Here is a 14,033-nt window from a genome sequence, read left to right as displayed (position 1 = left end):
GGTCGGCCCCTGCGCCGGGCCGCGTCAGGTGGAGGTGAGGTCCGGGCCCAGTTCGTACACCGCCGTCTCCGGTGGGGCCGCCGGGTGCACCACGCGCAGGCAGTCCGCGGTCAGGAGCGCTTTCAGTGCCAGCTCGGCGGCGCGCGGGGTCAGGCCCGTGCGGCGGGCCAGGAGAGCGGGCGGGGCGATGAGGGCGCCCTGCTCCAGCAGGCGGGGCAGGATGTACGCGGCGACCGTGCAGGTCGTCTCGTCCAGCCGGTGCTCGCGGCGCCAGGCGTCCAGCAGCCGCACCGCCGCCGGCACCACGGAGGGCTGCGGCGGGCGGCCGGGCAGCGGGGAGAGCCTGCGCATCAGCTCGGTCATCCGCGCGGAGGTCTGCGCCAGCTCGGCGAGTGTCTCGGTCTGGCGCTCCTGCACGGCGGCGAGCGTGGCCTGCGTCTCCAGGCTGAGGCGGGTGTACGCATCGGGGTGGGGCGGGGGGTCGGGCCGGTGTTCGGACTGGGATGTGTCGGGCATGGGGGAATCAAGGACCAGAGTCCGAGCGCCGCGCAACCCGGTCAAAGGGTGGGAAAAGGTGGGGGGTTGGGGAGCGGGGGCCGTGGTGCCGGGTGCTGGGGCGGGGGCGTTCTCCCTGGTGGGAGGTGGGTTTTCGAATATCGGGGGTGGTGGGTGCCGCGGTGTTCGGGGGCGGTGGATCCCGGGTGGGCGGATCATCCGTACGAGCTACCCTTCGGCGTCAATCGTTGACGCTTCCCGTTCACCAACCGGTGACCCTCCGCACGATCAGCACACCGCCGCCGCCGGTGAATGCTCCGTGATGCCGTTCCGTACCGGACTCGGTCGCCGTTCCCGAACACGGGTCGGGCGCATAGCCTGGGCAGCGGCTCCGTCCTTGCGTACCGGCTCGGAGATCCCCCGAAAGAGGGGCGGTACCGTGCCCGGCCCCCTTCCTGACTGCCGAGGTACACAGGTGGGGGTCTTTTGTCGTCCCACCCCCTACCTCAGACGCACACCCCCTCCCCCTCAGGTAGCGAAATCAGGGTCAGATCAGGGACTCCCGACCGACGCGAACGGCCCTGCCCACCGATAGCGTCAACCCCGTGACTTTGATCGCCACTGAAAGCCTCAGCAAGCGGTACCCACGGGTGACCGCTCTCGACAGCCTGACCATGGGCATCGAGCCAGGCGTGACGGGGCTGGTCGGTGCGAACGGGGCGGGGAAGTCGACCCTCATCAAGATCCTCCTGGGTCTCGCCCCCGCCAGCGAAGGCCGCGCCGCCGTCCTCGGACTCGACGTCGCCACGCAGGGCGCGGCCATCCGCGAACGCGTCGGCTACATGCCCGAGCACGACTGCCTGCCGCCCGACGTCTCGGCCACCGAGTTCGTCGTGCACATGGCCCGCATGTCCGGACTGCCCCCCACCGCCGCCCGCGAGCGCACCGCCGACACCCTGCGCCACGTGGGCCTCTACGAGGAGCGCTACCGCCCCATGGGCGGCTACTCCACGGGCATGAAGCAGCGCGTCAAGCTCGCCCAGGCCCTCGTCCACGACCCCAAGCTCGTCCTCCTCGACGAGCCCACCAACGGCCTCGACCCCGTCGGCCGCGACGACATGCTGGGCCTCATCCGCCGCGTCTGGTCCGACTTCGGCATCTCCGTGCTCGTCACCTCGCACCTCCTGGGCGAGCTGGAGCGCACCTCCGACCACGTCGTCGTCATCGACGGCGGCCGACTGCTGCGCGCCAGCTCCACCCGCGACTTCACCCAGTCCACCACCACCCTCGCCGTCGAGGTCACCGACACCGAACGCCACCCCGACGGCGCCGCCGCCCTGCGCGCCGCACTGGCCGACTCGGGCCTGGCCCTGCACACCGAGGGCCACGTGCTCTACGTCGAGGCCGCCGACGACGACGACTGGCAGGCGTACGACACGATCCGCGACGCCGTCGCCGGCCTCGGCCTGGGCATGGTGCGCATGGAGCAGCGCCGCCACCGCATCGCGGAGATCTTCACCACCGACCCCACCGACCCAGACGGGGGCAGCCGTGACGCAGCCTGACACCACCACGGCGAGCACACCGCCCGCCGCCACCGCCGGCGCGGTCGACGCAGCCATCCCCAGCCAGCCCGCCGACGTCATCCACGACATCGGCTACCGCCACTACGACGGCCCCCGCCTGGGCCGCGGCTACGCCCGCCGCTCGCTGTACGTGCAGTCGCTGCGCGGCGCGTACGGACTCGGCCGCTCGGCGAAGTCCAAGGTCCTCCCGATGATCCTCCTCGCGCTGGTGTGCGCGGTGGCCGTCGTCATGTCGGCCGTGGCGATCTACTCGCAGGCGATGACCGCGCTGCCGCTGGGCTACACCGAGTTCCTCCCCCAGCTGACGCTGATCGTCTTCCTCTTCGTCGCCGCCCAGGCACCCCAGTCCGTCTCCCGCGACCTGCGCTTCCGCACCGTCCCGCTGTACTTCTCCCGCCCCATCGCCCCCCTGGACTACGTGGGCGCGAAGTACGCGGCGCTCACCTCCGCGATGTTCGTCTTCACCGGCGTACCCCTGGTGCTGATGTACCTCGGTGCACTGCTCGCCAAGTTCGACTTCGCCGACAACACCAAGGGCCTCGCCCAAGGGCTCCTCTCCGCCCTGCTCCTCTCCCTGCTCTACGCCGCCGTCGCCCTGCTCGTCGCCGCCCTCACCCCCCGGCGCGGCTTCGGCGTCGCCGCCGTCATCGGCTCCCTCTTCGTCCCCTTCGCGGCCACCTCCGCCGTCCAGGTCATCGCCTTCGACCAGGGCCACCCCGACGCCGTTAACTGGATCGGCCTCGCCTCCCCGACGAGCCTCGTCGGCAACGTCCAGTCCGCCTTCCTCGGCGCGGAGGGCTTCAACCCCGGCAACTCCGCGGCCTCCGGCACGGTCGGCGCCGCTTCCCTCCTCGTCTGCCTCCTGATCATCACCGGCTGCCTCGCCCTGCTGCTGCGCCGCTACCGAAAGGCAGGGCTGTAGTCCATGGCCACGATCACCATCGACCGCGTCTCGCGCTGGTTCGGCAACGTCGTCGCCGTCAACGACGTCACCATGACCATCGGCCCCGGCATCACCGGCCTCCTCGGCCCCAACGGCGCCGGAAAATCCACCCTCATCAACATGATGGCCGGCTTCCTCGCCCCCTCCGGCGGCACCGTCACGCTCGACGGCAAGACGATCTGGCGCAACCAGGACACCTACCGCACCCTGGGCCTCGTCCCCGAGCGCGAAGCCATGTACGACTTCCTCACCGGCTGGGAGTTCGTCCTCGCCAACGCCGAACTGCACGCACTGGCCAACCCCCGCGAGGCGGCGAAGAACGCCCTGGCCACCGTGGAGATGGAGTACGCCCAGAACCGCAAGATCGCCACGTACAGCAAGGGCATGCGCCAGCGCGTCAAAATGGCCTCCGCGCTCGTCCACCAGCCCGACGTCCTGCTGCTCGACGAGCCCTTCAACGGCATGGACCCCCGCCAGCGCATGCACCTGATGGACCTGCTGCGGCGGATGGGCGCCGAAGGCCGCACCGTGCTGTTCTCCTCGCACATCCTGGAGGAGGTCGAGCAGCTCGCCGCCCACATCGAGGTCATCGTCGCCGGCCGGCACGCCGCCTCCGGCGACTTCCGCAAGATCCGCCGGCTGATGACCGACCGCCCGCACCGCTACCTGGTGCGCTCCAGCGACGACCGCAGACTCGCCGCCGCCCTCATCGCCGACGACTCCACCGCCGGCATCCAACTCGACTACACCGAGCGGGCACTGAGCATCCAGGCCGTCGACTTCAACCGCTTCACCGAGCTGCTGCCCCGCGTCGCCCGCGACGCCGGCATCCGCCTCTACACCGTCTCGCCCTCCGACGAGTCGCTGGAATCGGTCTTCTCCTACCTCGTCGCCGCCTAAGGAGCCCCGCGTGTCCGCTGTGTACCACCCCACGGTCGCCCGGCTCACCTACCGGGCGCTGCTCGGCCGCCGCCGCGCACTGATCATGTTCGCCCTGCCGGCCCTGCTGCTGGTCATCGCCCTCGTCGTACGCCTCCTCGTCGGCGCCGACGACGAGGTCACCAACGGCCTCCTCGGCGGCTTCGCCCTGGGCACGATGGTCCCCCTCGTCGGCGTCATCGCCGGCACCGGCGCCATCGGACCGGAGATCGACGACTCCTCGATCGTCTACCTCCTCGCCAAACCCGTCCCCCGCCACACCATCATCCTCACCAAGCTGCTCGTCGCCATCGGCGTCACGACGGCCTTCTCCGCCATCCCCACCCTGCTGGCCGGCCTCATCCTCAACGCCAACAGCCAGAACCTGGCAGTGGCCTACGCCCTCGCGGCCGCGATCGCCTCGATCGCCTACGCCTCGCTCTTCCTCCTGCTCGGCACGATCACCAAGCACGCGGTGGTCATCGGCCTCATCTACGCCCTGGTCTGGGAGTCCCTCTTCGGCTCCCTGGTCGAGGGCGCGCGCACCCTGAGCGTCCAGCAGTGGGCGACAGCGGTGGCCCAGCGCATCGGCGAAGGCGGCTACGTCCTCTCCGACGTCGCCCTCCCCACCGCGATCACCCTCCTCACCCTCGTCACGCTGACCACGACGTGGTTCGCGAGCACGCGACTGCGGGGGCTGACGTTGGCGGGGGAGGAGTAGGGGCGTCCCGGCGGGGCTGTGGATAACTCTGCTTTGAAAGGGACAAGTTGTCCCTTTCAAAAAGATGCAGGTCAGAGCCTCGCAGCGTCGTAGCGCAGTCACCCGCAGCCGCCCGGCTGCCCCACCGTGGGGCAGCCGGGCAGCGTGCTACCTCACCGGCGGCCGCCGCGCCGGATGTGCGCCGCGAGGCCGTCGACCCGGGTCTCGACCCCGGTCATCCGGGTCTCGAGTCGATCCATGCGCGTCTCGAAGCGGTCCATCCGCTCGTCGAGCCGTCGGACATCGGTCCGCACCGCACACAGTTCGACGTTGATGGCGCTCACCATCCGGTGCGTCCGCACCAGCAGTGGACGCAGATCGTCGAACCCCGGTTCGTACCACTCCCACGGCTCGGACGCCCGCTCCCGCCCGTAGCGTTCGCGGGCGCGGTGCGTCTCCTCGGCGTCGAGGAGGTAGGTCCGGACGCGACGCGCGACCTCGCTGTCGCGCAGCAGCATGGCGACGTTGAGGACGGCGCGGCGGGGCCAAAGCGTCAGGCGCCGACGCCGCTGTGGATAACTTCCTGGGGCGCCGTTTGAGACATTCAAATTGAATGTCTCAAACTCTCGCAGGTCAGAGCCTCGCAGGACATGGAGACCGTTAGATTCGAGCTCCTCTCGATGCCTGACAACCAAGTTTTCCACAGCCTGCCGGGTGACCTTGAAGTAGTCGGCCACGCCATCCGTCGTCACGTGCAGCCCGTCCGGCAGCACCTCCAGCACCTTGACCTTGTCGAGTACTTCTGTACGAGCCGACAGGCTCTCGCGCATCGTGCGCGATTCCAGCAATGAACTTTCGGGCAGCATCCAGCAGCCCTCCTTGAGGGATCGATTGTTCGATTGGCCTGCCCGTACCCAGGGCGCAGGGGCGGAGACCGCAGGAGTTGACGACCCACTCGCTTCACCACCGGACTGTTCAAGCGACCGGCACTCTCACATCATCGCGTTACGTTTCATATCGGCTTTTCGTAGGTGTCTCCACGCATACGGAGCAACGAGCCGAAAATCATGAAGTCACGCAGGTCAGGGGCGGTGGCGAAAGCGCCAGGCCGCGCCACCTATACCCAAGGCGTGCAAAAAGCCGCAAAGAGATGCGAGGGCCGTAAACCCGTCCCCGCTAGCCCGCGAGCAGCCGCTCCAGCACGAGCGCGATCCCGTCCGCCTCGTTCGATGCGGTGGCCTCGTCCGCCACCGCCGCCAGCTCCGGATGCGCGTTGCCCATCGCGACGCCGTGCGCGGCCCAGCGCAGCATCGGTACGTCGTTGGGCATGTCCCCGAACGCGATCGCGTCCCCCCGCGCCACGCCCAGCCGGCGCGCCGCCAGCGACAGCCCCACCGCCTTCGTCAGCCCGGGCGGCAGCAGCTCCACCATGCCCGGACCGGCCAGCACCACGTCCACCAGAGCGCCCACCTGCGCCCGTACCGCCGCCGTCAACTCGTCGTCGCCCAGCGTCGGATGCTGCACGTGCAGCTTGGTGAGCGGGCGGGCGAACAGCTCCTCGCGGCTGGCGTGCTCCAGCACGAGGGGGGAGCCCTGCGCAACGAAACCGGGCCCGGCGAGGAACCCCCCGTCGAGCCCGTCCACCGACGCCGCCAGCGCCAGCGGCCCCAACTCCGCCTCGGCCTTCTCCACCGCCGCCAGCGCCGAACGCCGGTCCAGCGTCACCGAGGTGAGGATCCGGTCCTCCCCCGCGTGGTAGAGCTGCGCCCCCTGCCCGCACACCGCGAGCCCGCGGTAGCCCAGCGCCTCCAGCACACCCCGCGTACCGGGCGCGCCCCGACCCGTCACGACCAGGTGCACGGCGCCCCGCGAGACGGCGGCGGCCAGCGCCGCGCGCGTGCGCGCGGAGACCGTGCCGTCCTCCCGCAGCAGCGTGCCGTCGAGGTCGGTGGCGATCAGGCGGTACGGAAACGGGCGGGGCGCAGGGGGCATGAGGGGACGCTAGCCGATCGACCCCCTCAGCGCCCGAGCGGCTCCAGCACCTCGCGGCCACCCAGGTACGGACGCAGCAGCTCGGGGACGTACACCGAGCCGTCCGCCCGCTGGTGGTTCTCCAGCAGCGCCACGATCGTGCGCGGGACGGCGCACAGCGTGCCGTTGAGCGTGGCCAGCGGGCGCACCCTGCCCTGAGGGCCGTCCTCGCGCATCCGCACCGAGAGCCGGCGGGCCTGGAACTCGTTGCAGTTGGAGGTCGAGGTCAGCTCGCGGTACTTGCCCTGGGTGGGGATCCACGCCTCGCAGTCGTACTTGCGCGAGGCCGAGGAGCCGAGGTCGCCGGTGGCGACGTCGATCACCTGGAAGGGCAGCTCCAGCGCGGTCAGCCACTGCTTCTCCCACTCCAGCAGCCGCTTGTGCTCCGCGTCGGCGTCCTCCGGCGCGACGAAGGAGAACATCTCCACCTTGTCGAACTGGTGGACGCGGATGATGCCGCGGGTGTCCTTGCCGTGCGAGCCGGCCTCGCGGCGGAAGCAGGGCGAGAACCCGGCGTAGCGCAGGGGGAGTTGGGCCCCGTCGAGGATCTCGTCCATGTGGTACGCGGCGAGCGGGACCTCGGAGGTGCCGACCAGGTAGCGGTCGTCCTTCTCCAGGTAGTAGACGTCGTCGGCGGCCTGGCCGAGGAAGCCCGTGCCCTCCATGGCGCGCGGCTTGACCAGCGCCGGGGTGAGCATCGGGATGAAGCCGGCCGCGGTGGCCTGCGCGATGGCCGCGTTGACCAGGGCCAGCTCCAGCAGGGCGCCGACGCCCGTCAGGTAGTAGAAGCGCGCGCCCGAGACCTTCGCGCCGCGCTCGGTGTCGATGGCGCCGAGCAGCGAGCCCAGCTCCAGGTGGTCGCGCGGCTCGAAGCCCTCGGCGGCGAAGTCGCGCGGGGTGCCGATCGTCTCCAGGACGGTGAAGTCGTCCTCGCCGCCGACGGGGACGTCGGGGTGGACGAGGTTGCCGATGCGCTGGAGCAGCTGCTGGGCCTCCTCGGCCGCGGCGTCCTGCTCGGCGTCGGCGGCCTTGACCGCCTCGGAGAGCTCCTTGGTACGGCGCAGCAGCTCGGCCTTCTCCTCGCCCTTGGCCTGGGCGACCTGCTTGCCGAGCTGCTTCTGCTGGGAGCGCAGCTCGTCGAAGCGCAGCCCGGAGGCGCGGCGCCGCTCGTCGGCGGAGAGCAGGGCGTCGACGAGCGCGACGTCCTCTCCACGGGCGCGCTGCGAGGCGCGCACACGGTCGGGGTCCTCACGGAGCAGGCGAAGGTCAATCACGGGGGCAAGGCTACCGGGGTGAAGGGCGAAGCTCGACGCGGTATTCCCTTGCGTTGGCTTTTGTCCGGTTTGGGGGTTTAATTCGGGCGGGGGGTGCGGCTGGAAATGGTCGGGGTGGGGGTGGGGGGTTGGGGGATTCTTCAATTGCCTAAATCGTGTCAAAACGGTCAGGGGTTGAGGGGTGGTGGCTGCGCGCGGGGGGCCACCCCCTCTGACTTTTCCACAGGCCACAGAGATATCCCCAGAGTTATCCACACCCCCTGTTGATTGCCTGTGGATGGCGGAGAAGATCATTCCGTTCTCATCCCAGGGGGTGCAGGATTCCCGGTTTAAGCATCAACTACACACCCTTTGGGGCGGGAATGCGTACGCCCAAAGAGTGGATCTGTGGAATTGAGGTGACGGATCCACATCTGTCCGACTTCGCGATGCCTGTGGATAGAAGGCTGACTTGTCGATGATGTCCACCCTCCCCCCTCAACTTGTACACAGGCCGGGAAGGGCCACCTGTGGATAACTCAATGGCGCCTGTGGACAACTTTTGTTGATCAGACGAAACGCCTGCTCACCGTCCCCCGAACGGCCGACAGCAGCTCAAGCCCGCCCGTCAAGGCTGCGGTTCAGCCAGTCCGACGCCGCCGTGAAGTCCGCGTCCGAGGTCCCCGTCCGCGGTACCGCCACCCCCGCCGCCGCCAGTCCGGCCCGGGGGTACGAGCCCAGGAAGCGCACCTGCGGGCAGGTCCGCTTCAGCCCCATCAGCGCCTCCCCGACCCGGCGGTCGGTGATGTGGCCCTCGCAGTCCACGGAGAAGCAGTAGCGGCCGAGGCCCTCGCCGGTCGGCCGGGACTCGATGCGGATCAGGTTGACGCCGCGTACCGCGTACTCCTGCAGCAACTCCATCAGCGCGCCCGGGTGGTCGTCCCCCAGCCAGATGACCACGGAGGTCTTGTCGGCGCCGGTCGGGGCGGCGGGGCGGGCCGGGCGGCCGACCAGGACGAAGCGCGTCTCGGCGTTCTTCGCGTCGTGGATGTCGGTGACCAGCGGCTCCAGTCCGTAGACGGCGGCGGCGAACTCCCCGGCGAAGGCGCCGTCCACCTGCCCCTCCCGCACCCGCCGCGCCCCGTCGGCGTTGGAGGCCGACGACTCCCATTCGGCGTCCGGGAGGTGGGCCGCGAGCCACTTGCGGACCTGGGGCTGGGCGACCGGGTGGCCGGTGACGGTCTTGATGTCGGCCAGCTGCGTACCGGGGCGGACCAGCAGGGCGAAGGCGATCGGCAGCAGCACCTCGCGGTAGATCATCAGGGGGGCGCCGACGGCGAGTTCGTCGATGGTGGTGGTCACCCCGCCCTCGACGGAGTTCTCGATCGGCACCAGCGCCCCGGCCGCCTCCCCGCCCCGTACCGCGTCCAGCACGGCCGGCACCGAGACCATCGGCACCAGCTCGCGGGTGGCGGCCTCGGGCAGCGTCCGCAGGGCGGCCTCGGTGAAGGTGCCCTCGGGGCCGAGGTAGGTGAAGCGGCTGGCGCTCATGGCGGGGGCTCCTGACGGGGGCCTGGTGGAGGGGGGAGGGGGCAAGGGGAAGGGGAGGTCAGTCACGATACCCAGCACCCGTACGGGTGGCGGACGTTGTCCGGTAGCTGGGACCCCACGGGTGACGCGGTGGTACGGGCCCGGTGGTACGGGCGCCGTGGCGCGCCCCCTCACCCCTCCAGCAGCCGCTGCCCCACGTACTCCCCCGCCGCCGCCCCGCCCGGCACCGCCCACAGCGCGCTCGCCTCGTGGCTGAGGAAGCGCGAGAGCCCGTCGCCCCGGTCGAGCTTGCGCTGCACGGGGACGAAGCCGCGCGCCGGGTCCGCCTGCCAGGCGACGAAGAGCAGCCCCGCGTCCGGGGCGCCGTCGTCGCGCAGCCCCTCGTCGTACGAGAAGGGGCGCCGCAGCATCGCCGCCCCGCCGTTGGACTCCGGGGCGGCGACGCGGACATGGGCGTCCCCGGCGATGGCGAGCGTGCCGTCCGCGAGGCGGCCGTCCAGGTCGACGGGGGTGCTCTCCTGTGCGTCCGGGCCGCCGGAGAGCGGCGCCCCGTCCGAGCGGCGCCGGCCGATGACGCGCTCCTGGCGGGCGGGGGAGAGGTGCTCCCAGCGGTCCAGGAGCATCCGGATGCGGCGGTAGACGGCGTAGGAGCCGCCCGCCATCCAGTCGGGGTCGCCGCCGGCCGGGACGAAGATCCGGGCGGCGAAGTCCTCGTCGGTGGGGCGGGGGTTGTTGGTGCCGTCGACCTGGCCCATCAGGTTGCGCGCGGTGCGCGGCCGCGCGGTGGCGCCGGGGGTGCGGTTGAAGCCGCGGACCTGCCAGCGCACCGCCGCCGCCTGCCCGGCGTCGCGGATCAGGGCGCGCAGGGCGTGGTAGGCGACGAGGGCGTCGTCGGCGCCGATCTGCACCCACAGGTCGCCGTCGCTGCGGCGGGCGTCGAGCGCGTCGGCGGAGAAGGGCGGCAGCGGGGCGAGGGCGGCGGGGCGGCGGGCGGCGAGGCCCGTACGGTCGAAGAGGCCGCGCCCGAAGCCGAAGGTGACCGTGAGCGAGGAGGGGCCCGCGTCGCGGGCGATGCCGGTGTCGTGCCCGGCGGCCGGTTCGCCGGCCGTGAGCCGGGCGGCCGTGTCCGACCAGCGGCGCAGCAGGGCGGCGGCCTCGCGGCGGGTGGCGGCGGGGGAGGCGCCGGGGGTGAGGTCGAAGGCGGCGAGGTGGCCGGCGGCCTGGAGCGGCGTGGTGATGCCGGCCTGGTGGACGCCGTGGAAGGGGACGCGGGTGGCGCCGACGGTGGCGAGCGCGGCGGGCTCGTCGCGTACCGACTCCTGGACGAAGGCGCCGCCCGCCGCCCCCGCCGCCAGTCCGCCCGCGCCGGCCGCCGCGGCGGCGGCGAGCAGGCGGCGGCGGGAGACCCCGGGCGGCTGCGCGGCCGTCCGGGCGGCGCTCCGGTCCACGGTCGTCATCGCGTCACCTCGAAGGTCTTCGTCTCGGTCACCTGGTCGATCTCCGAGGTCCGCACGGTCACCTCCGCGCTCCACCGCCCCGCCACCGGCAGCTGCATACCGGTCGCCGACCAGTGCCCGGTGTCGACCTTCTCCGGCACGGTCCGCAGCGGGCCGATCCGCTTCCCGCGCTGGGTGAGGGCCAGGCGCAGCTCGGGTACGTCCAGCAGCTCGCCGCCGGGGCCGGTGACGTACACGTGCAGGGTGTTCGCGCCGCTCGCGCCCGGGTCGAGGGTCAGCTCGGCGGTGCCCCGGCCGTGCGGGCCGCCGGTGTTGAAGGGCACCTTCAGCGTGATCGGGCGCGCGTTGCGTACCGCCTCGGTCGCGGCGGACTGCTCGGCCTCCGCGCGGGCGGGCTGGGTGCCGGTGAGCAGCGTGGTGACGGAGAGCAGGACCAGCGCGACGGCGGTCTCCGCCAGCACGGTGCGGCGCAGTCCCGCGCGCGCCGGGTCGGCGGCGAGGGTGCGCCGCTCGCGGGCCCGGTCGAGGGCGGCGCGCTGGTGGGCGAGCTGGCGGGCGCGCTCGGGGTCGGCGGGCTGGGCGGGTACGGAGGCGGTGTTCGCGGCCGGTACGGTCACGCGCTTCTCCTCGGGGGCGGCCGCCTCGGCCCGTACCGCCGCGCCCTCCCCCAGCCGTGCCACCCAGCGCCGCGAGATCCACGCGGTGCCGACCAGGACCACGACCAGCCCGGCCTTGACCAGCAGCAGCTGCCCGTAGCGCGTCGAGGTGAGCGCGTCCAGGCTGCCCACGCCGCGCCAGGACTGGTAGAGCCCGGTGGCGACCAGGACCAGCACCGAGCCGAAGGCCAGCCGCGAGAAGCGCCGCACCGTCGTCGCGGAAACCGGGGGGCCGCCGCGCAGGGAGACCGCCAGCGCGACCAGTCCGCCCAGCCAGACCGCGACGGCCAGCAGGTGCAGCACGCTGACGGGCATCGCCAGCCACGGCTGGATCCCGGCGGAGGCGTGCTCGGCCATCGCCCAGGTCGCGGCCAGTCCGACGGCGACCACGCTGCCGCCGATGGCCAGCCCCAGCCGCAGGTCGCGCTGCTCGCGGGGGGTACGGTCCCCGATGCCGCCCTCGCGCGGGCGCAGCACCGCGAAGAGCACCGCCAGGAACACCGCCGCCGCCCCCAGCAGCAGCAGCCGCGAGAGCAGCGCCGCGCCGGGCCGGGTGGCCAGCACCTCGCGTACGGAGGCGAGCCCGAACTCCTCGCCCGTATAAGGCCCGCGCAGCAGCAGCAGCGCCACCGTGGCGCCGAAGAGCAGCGCCCAGCCGGCCCCCGCGAGCCGGCGCAGCATGGGGGAGCGTCCGCCGCACCAGCCGGCGAAGACGGCCGCGCCGACCATCACCAGGAAGCCCGCGTAGGCGAGGTAGCGCCCGGCGTCGTAGTACGTCTCGGCCCAGCCGCTCCCGCCGGACAGCGAGACGGTGGTCTTCGACGGCGCCCCGACGGAGAAGGTGAACGCCCCGGAGACGGGATGGCTGTCCTCGGAGACGGCCTTCCACACCACCGTGAACGTGCCCTCCGGCAGGCCCGCCTGCAGTGCGGCGGCGGCGGTCTTCGTATCGCCGGAGACGTGGTGCGCGGCGCCCTTGGTGCTGTCGCGGCCCCGCGGGTCCAGGACGCGCAGGGAGTCGTCGGAGAGCTGCACGCCCTCGGAGAAGCGCAGGGAGACGGAGGCGGGGGCGTCGGGCAGGACGGCGCCGTTGCCGGGGTCGGTGCCGGTGAGGGCGGCGTGCGCGGCGGCGGGGGTGGCGCCGAAGGCGAGCAGACCGAGGAGGGCGGCGGCGAGGGCGGTGCACAGGCGGCGGGCCAGGACGGCTCCGGTGCGTGCGGTGGTGGCGGCGGTCACGAGTGCGTCTCCTGCCTCGGCCGGTAGGTGGGCGGCTCCACCGGGAGCTGTATCTCGATGGGGCCGGACTTCGCGAAGTGCAGGACCAGGGTCACCCGCTCGCCGACGCGCGGGCGGCGGTCCAGCTTCTCCAGCATCAGATGGCTGCCGCCGCGCGCCAGTTCGAGGGCCCCGCCGGCCGGTACGTCGAGCCGGTCGACCTTCTTCATCCGGGTGCCGTCGGAGGTGTGCAGCGTGATGCGGCCGGCCAGGGAGGAGGTGACGGAGGTGAGGGTGTCGGCGGCGTCGCCGTCGTTGCGTACGGTCAGGTAGCCGGCGGCGACGTCGGCCAGCGCGGGCTGCGGTACGAAGCCGGAGCCGGCGCTCAGCTTCGGTGCCTGCCCGCCGGAGCAGGCGGTGAGGGGGGCGGCCAGCGCGACGGCCAGCGCGGGCAGGAGCAGCGCGGTCCGCGGCCTCACGGCGTGCCGCCCCTGATGATCACCGGCAGGTCCTTGGCGTAGTCCTCGGCGGTGGCGCCGGTCGTGTAGATGACGTGCGCCTTGTCGTCCTTGGGGGAGAAGGCGATGACCTGGGCGCCGTGGTCGGCGGTGACGGTGCCGTCCTTGTCGGTCACGGCCTTCTCCACGTACACCCCGACGCTCCTGGCCGCCGCCTGGATGGTGGCGAAGTCGCCGGTCAGCCCGATGAAGTCCTTGTCCTGGGCGGCGAGCCAGGCGCCGAGCTGCCTGGGGGTGTCGTGCTCGGGGTCGGTGGTGACGAAGACGACGCGCAGTTTCGCGCGGTCGGCGGCGGGGAGTTTCTGCTTGGCCAGGGCGAGGTCGCTCATGGTGGTGGGGCAGATGTCCGGGCAGTGCGTGTAGCCGAAGAAGAGCAGGGTGGGCTGCCCGGCGGTGGCGCGGCGCAGCTCGTAGGGCTTTCCCTTGGTGTCGGTGAGGACGAGGTCGGGCTTGTCCTTGGGCTCGTCGAGTACGGAGCCGGGCTTGCTCTGCCCGCCGGAGACCTCCACGGCGGGCATGGCCTCGGGCTCGGTGGAGCCGCAGGCGGCCAGCGTGGTGGCGAGCAGGCCGGCGGCGGCGAGGGCGAGGGCCGTGCGGGGGATGCGCATGGTCGGAGGTTCCTTCTCGTACGTCTGCGGACGCGGTACGGCCGGGCACGCGGGGGACGGCCGGCGTGCGGGGGGCACCCGGTGGGGCGGTCGGCGGACCGC

General features: G+C 72.3%; 13 protein-coding genes. 4 read left to right on the top strand and 9 right to left on the bottom strand.

The features are described from left to right. Positions 1–24 precede the first annotated feature (24 nt). Positions 25–516, bottom strand: a complete 492-nt coding sequence (locus tag ACFQLX_RS07515) for a hypothetical protein (RefSeq protein WP_386413267.1) — start codon at positions 514–516, stop codon at positions 25–27. Between the two features lie 590 nt (positions 517–1,106). Between ACFQLX_RS07515 and ACFQLX_RS07510 the strand changes: the two genes are divergently transcribed. Genes ACFQLX_RS07510 through ACFQLX_RS07495 form a run of 4 tightly spaced genes read left to right on the top strand, consistent with a single transcriptional unit; the run spans position 1,107 to position 4,663 of the window. After that, the gene (locus ACFQLX_RS07510) at positions 1,107–2,060 is read left to right on the top strand and encodes an ABC transporter ATP-binding protein (protein ID WP_386413335.1); all 954 of its coding nucleotides are present in this window, start codon (positions 1,107–1,109) and stop codon (positions 2,058–2,060) included. After that, a complete protein-coding gene (locus ACFQLX_RS07505; RefSeq protein ID WP_386413266.1) occupies positions 2,047–3,003 on the top strand; it encodes an ABC transporter permease in 957 nt (318 codons plus the stop codon). The genes ACFQLX_RS07510 and ACFQLX_RS07505 overlap by 14 nt, the downstream gene beginning before the upstream one ends. Before the next feature lie 3 nt (positions 3,004–3,006). Then, positions 3,007–3,924, top strand: coding sequence for an ABC transporter ATP-binding protein (locus ACFQLX_RS07500; RefSeq protein WP_386413265.1), 918 nt, complete (start codon positions 3,007–3,009; stop codon positions 3,922–3,924). A 19-nt stretch (positions 3,925–3,943) separates the two neighbouring features. Next, positions 3,944–4,663: an ABC transporter permease subunit gene (locus ACFQLX_RS07495; protein ID WP_386413334.1), complete on the top strand. Its 720-nt coding sequence runs from the start codon at positions 3,944–3,946 to the stop codon at positions 4,661–4,663. A 152-nt stretch (positions 4,664–4,815) separates the two neighbouring features. Here the strand turns inward: ACFQLX_RS07495 and ACFQLX_RS07490 are convergent, their stop codons facing one another. From ACFQLX_RS07490 to ACFQLX_RS07455, 8 genes are all read right to left on the bottom strand, one after another. Next, positions 4,816–5,508 (bottom strand): hypothetical protein, encoded by a 693-nt coding sequence (locus ACFQLX_RS07490; protein WP_386413264.1) that lies wholly within the window; start codon positions 5,506–5,508, stop codon positions 4,816–4,818. Positions 5,509–5,818: 310 nt separating this feature from the next. After that, positions 5,819–6,634: an HAD family hydrolase gene (locus tag ACFQLX_RS07485; protein ID WP_386413263.1), complete on the bottom strand. Its 816-nt coding sequence runs from the start codon at positions 6,632–6,634 to the stop codon at positions 5,819–5,821. A gap of 26 nt (positions 6,635–6,660) precedes the next feature. Continuing rightward, positions 6,661–7,947, bottom strand: a complete 1,287-nt coding sequence (serS, locus tag ACFQLX_RS07480; protein WP_386413262.1) for a serine--tRNA ligase — start codon at positions 7,945–7,947, stop codon at positions 6,661–6,663. 594 nt (positions 7,948–8,541) lie between these two features. Beyond that, complete coding sequence (gene pheA / locus ACFQLX_RS07475; RefSeq protein ID WP_386413261.1) at positions 8,542–9,477, bottom strand: prephenate dehydratase; 936 nt, start codon at positions 9,475–9,477, stop codon at positions 8,542–8,544. A gap of 170 nt (positions 9,478–9,647) precedes the next feature. Further along, complete coding sequence (gene efeB / locus ACFQLX_RS07470; RefSeq protein ID WP_386413260.1) at positions 9,648–10,934, bottom strand: iron uptake transporter deferrochelatase/peroxidase subunit; 1,287 nt, start codon at positions 10,932–10,934, stop codon at positions 9,648–9,650. Then, on the bottom strand, positions 10,931–12,826 hold the full coding sequence (locus ACFQLX_RS07465; RefSeq protein WP_386413259.1) for a copper resistance CopC/CopD family protein: 1,896 nt from the start codon (positions 12,824–12,826) through the stop codon (positions 10,931–10,933). Before ACFQLX_RS07465 ends, efeB begins: the two co-directional genes overlap by 4 nt. After that, positions 12,823–13,284, bottom strand: coding sequence for a copper chaperone PCu(A)C (locus ACFQLX_RS07460; protein ID WP_386413258.1), 462 nt, complete (start codon positions 13,282–13,284; stop codon positions 12,823–12,825). The genes ACFQLX_RS07465 and ACFQLX_RS07460 overlap by 4 nt, the downstream gene beginning before the upstream one ends. Next, complete coding sequence (locus tag ACFQLX_RS07455) at positions 13,281–13,931, bottom strand: SCO family protein (RefSeq protein WP_386413257.1); 651 nt, start codon at positions 13,929–13,931, stop codon at positions 13,281–13,283. The genes ACFQLX_RS07460 and ACFQLX_RS07455 overlap by 4 nt, the downstream gene beginning before the upstream one ends. Positions 13,932–14,033: the final 102 nt, after the last annotated feature.

Origin of the sequence: Streptomyces polyrhachis (assembly GCF_042663125.1) — a bacterium.
GTDB classification, from domain to species: Bacteria; Actinomycetota; Actinomycetes; order Streptomycetales; family Streptomycetaceae; genus Streptomyces; species Streptomyces polyrhachii.
This window is presented reverse-complemented; position numbering and strand designations above follow the sequence as displayed.

What these genes read in the sequence shown, in the direction of transcription:
- ACFQLX_RS07515 (WP_386413267.1), bottom strand. Translation starts at nt 516, where the DNA reads ATGCCCGACACATCCCAGTCCGAACACCGGCCCGACCCCCCGCCCCAC.
- ACFQLX_RS07500 (WP_386413265.1), top strand. Translation starts at nt 3,007, where the DNA reads ATGGCCACGATCACCATCGACCGCGTCTCGCGCTGGTTCGGCAACGTC.
- ACFQLX_RS07490 (WP_386413264.1), bottom strand. Translation starts at nt 5,508, where the DNA reads ATGCTGCCCGAAAGTTCATTGCTGGAATCGCGCACGATGCGCGAGAGC.
- ACFQLX_RS07485 (WP_386413263.1), bottom strand. Translation starts at nt 6,634, where the DNA reads ATGCCCCCTGCGCCCCGCCCGTTTCCGTACCGCCTGATCGCCACCGAC.
- pheA (WP_386413261.1), bottom strand. Translation starts at nt 9,477, where the DNA reads ATGAGCGCCAGCCGCTTCACCTACCTCGGCCCCGAGGGCACCTTCACC.
- efeB (WP_386413260.1), bottom strand. Translation starts at nt 10,934, where the DNA reads ATGACGACCGTGGACCGGAGCGCCGCCCGGACGGCCGCGCAGCCGCCC.
- ACFQLX_RS07455 (WP_386413257.1), bottom strand. Translation starts at nt 13,931, where the DNA reads ATGCGCATCCCCCGCACGGCCCTCGCCCTCGCCGCCGCCGGCCTGCTC.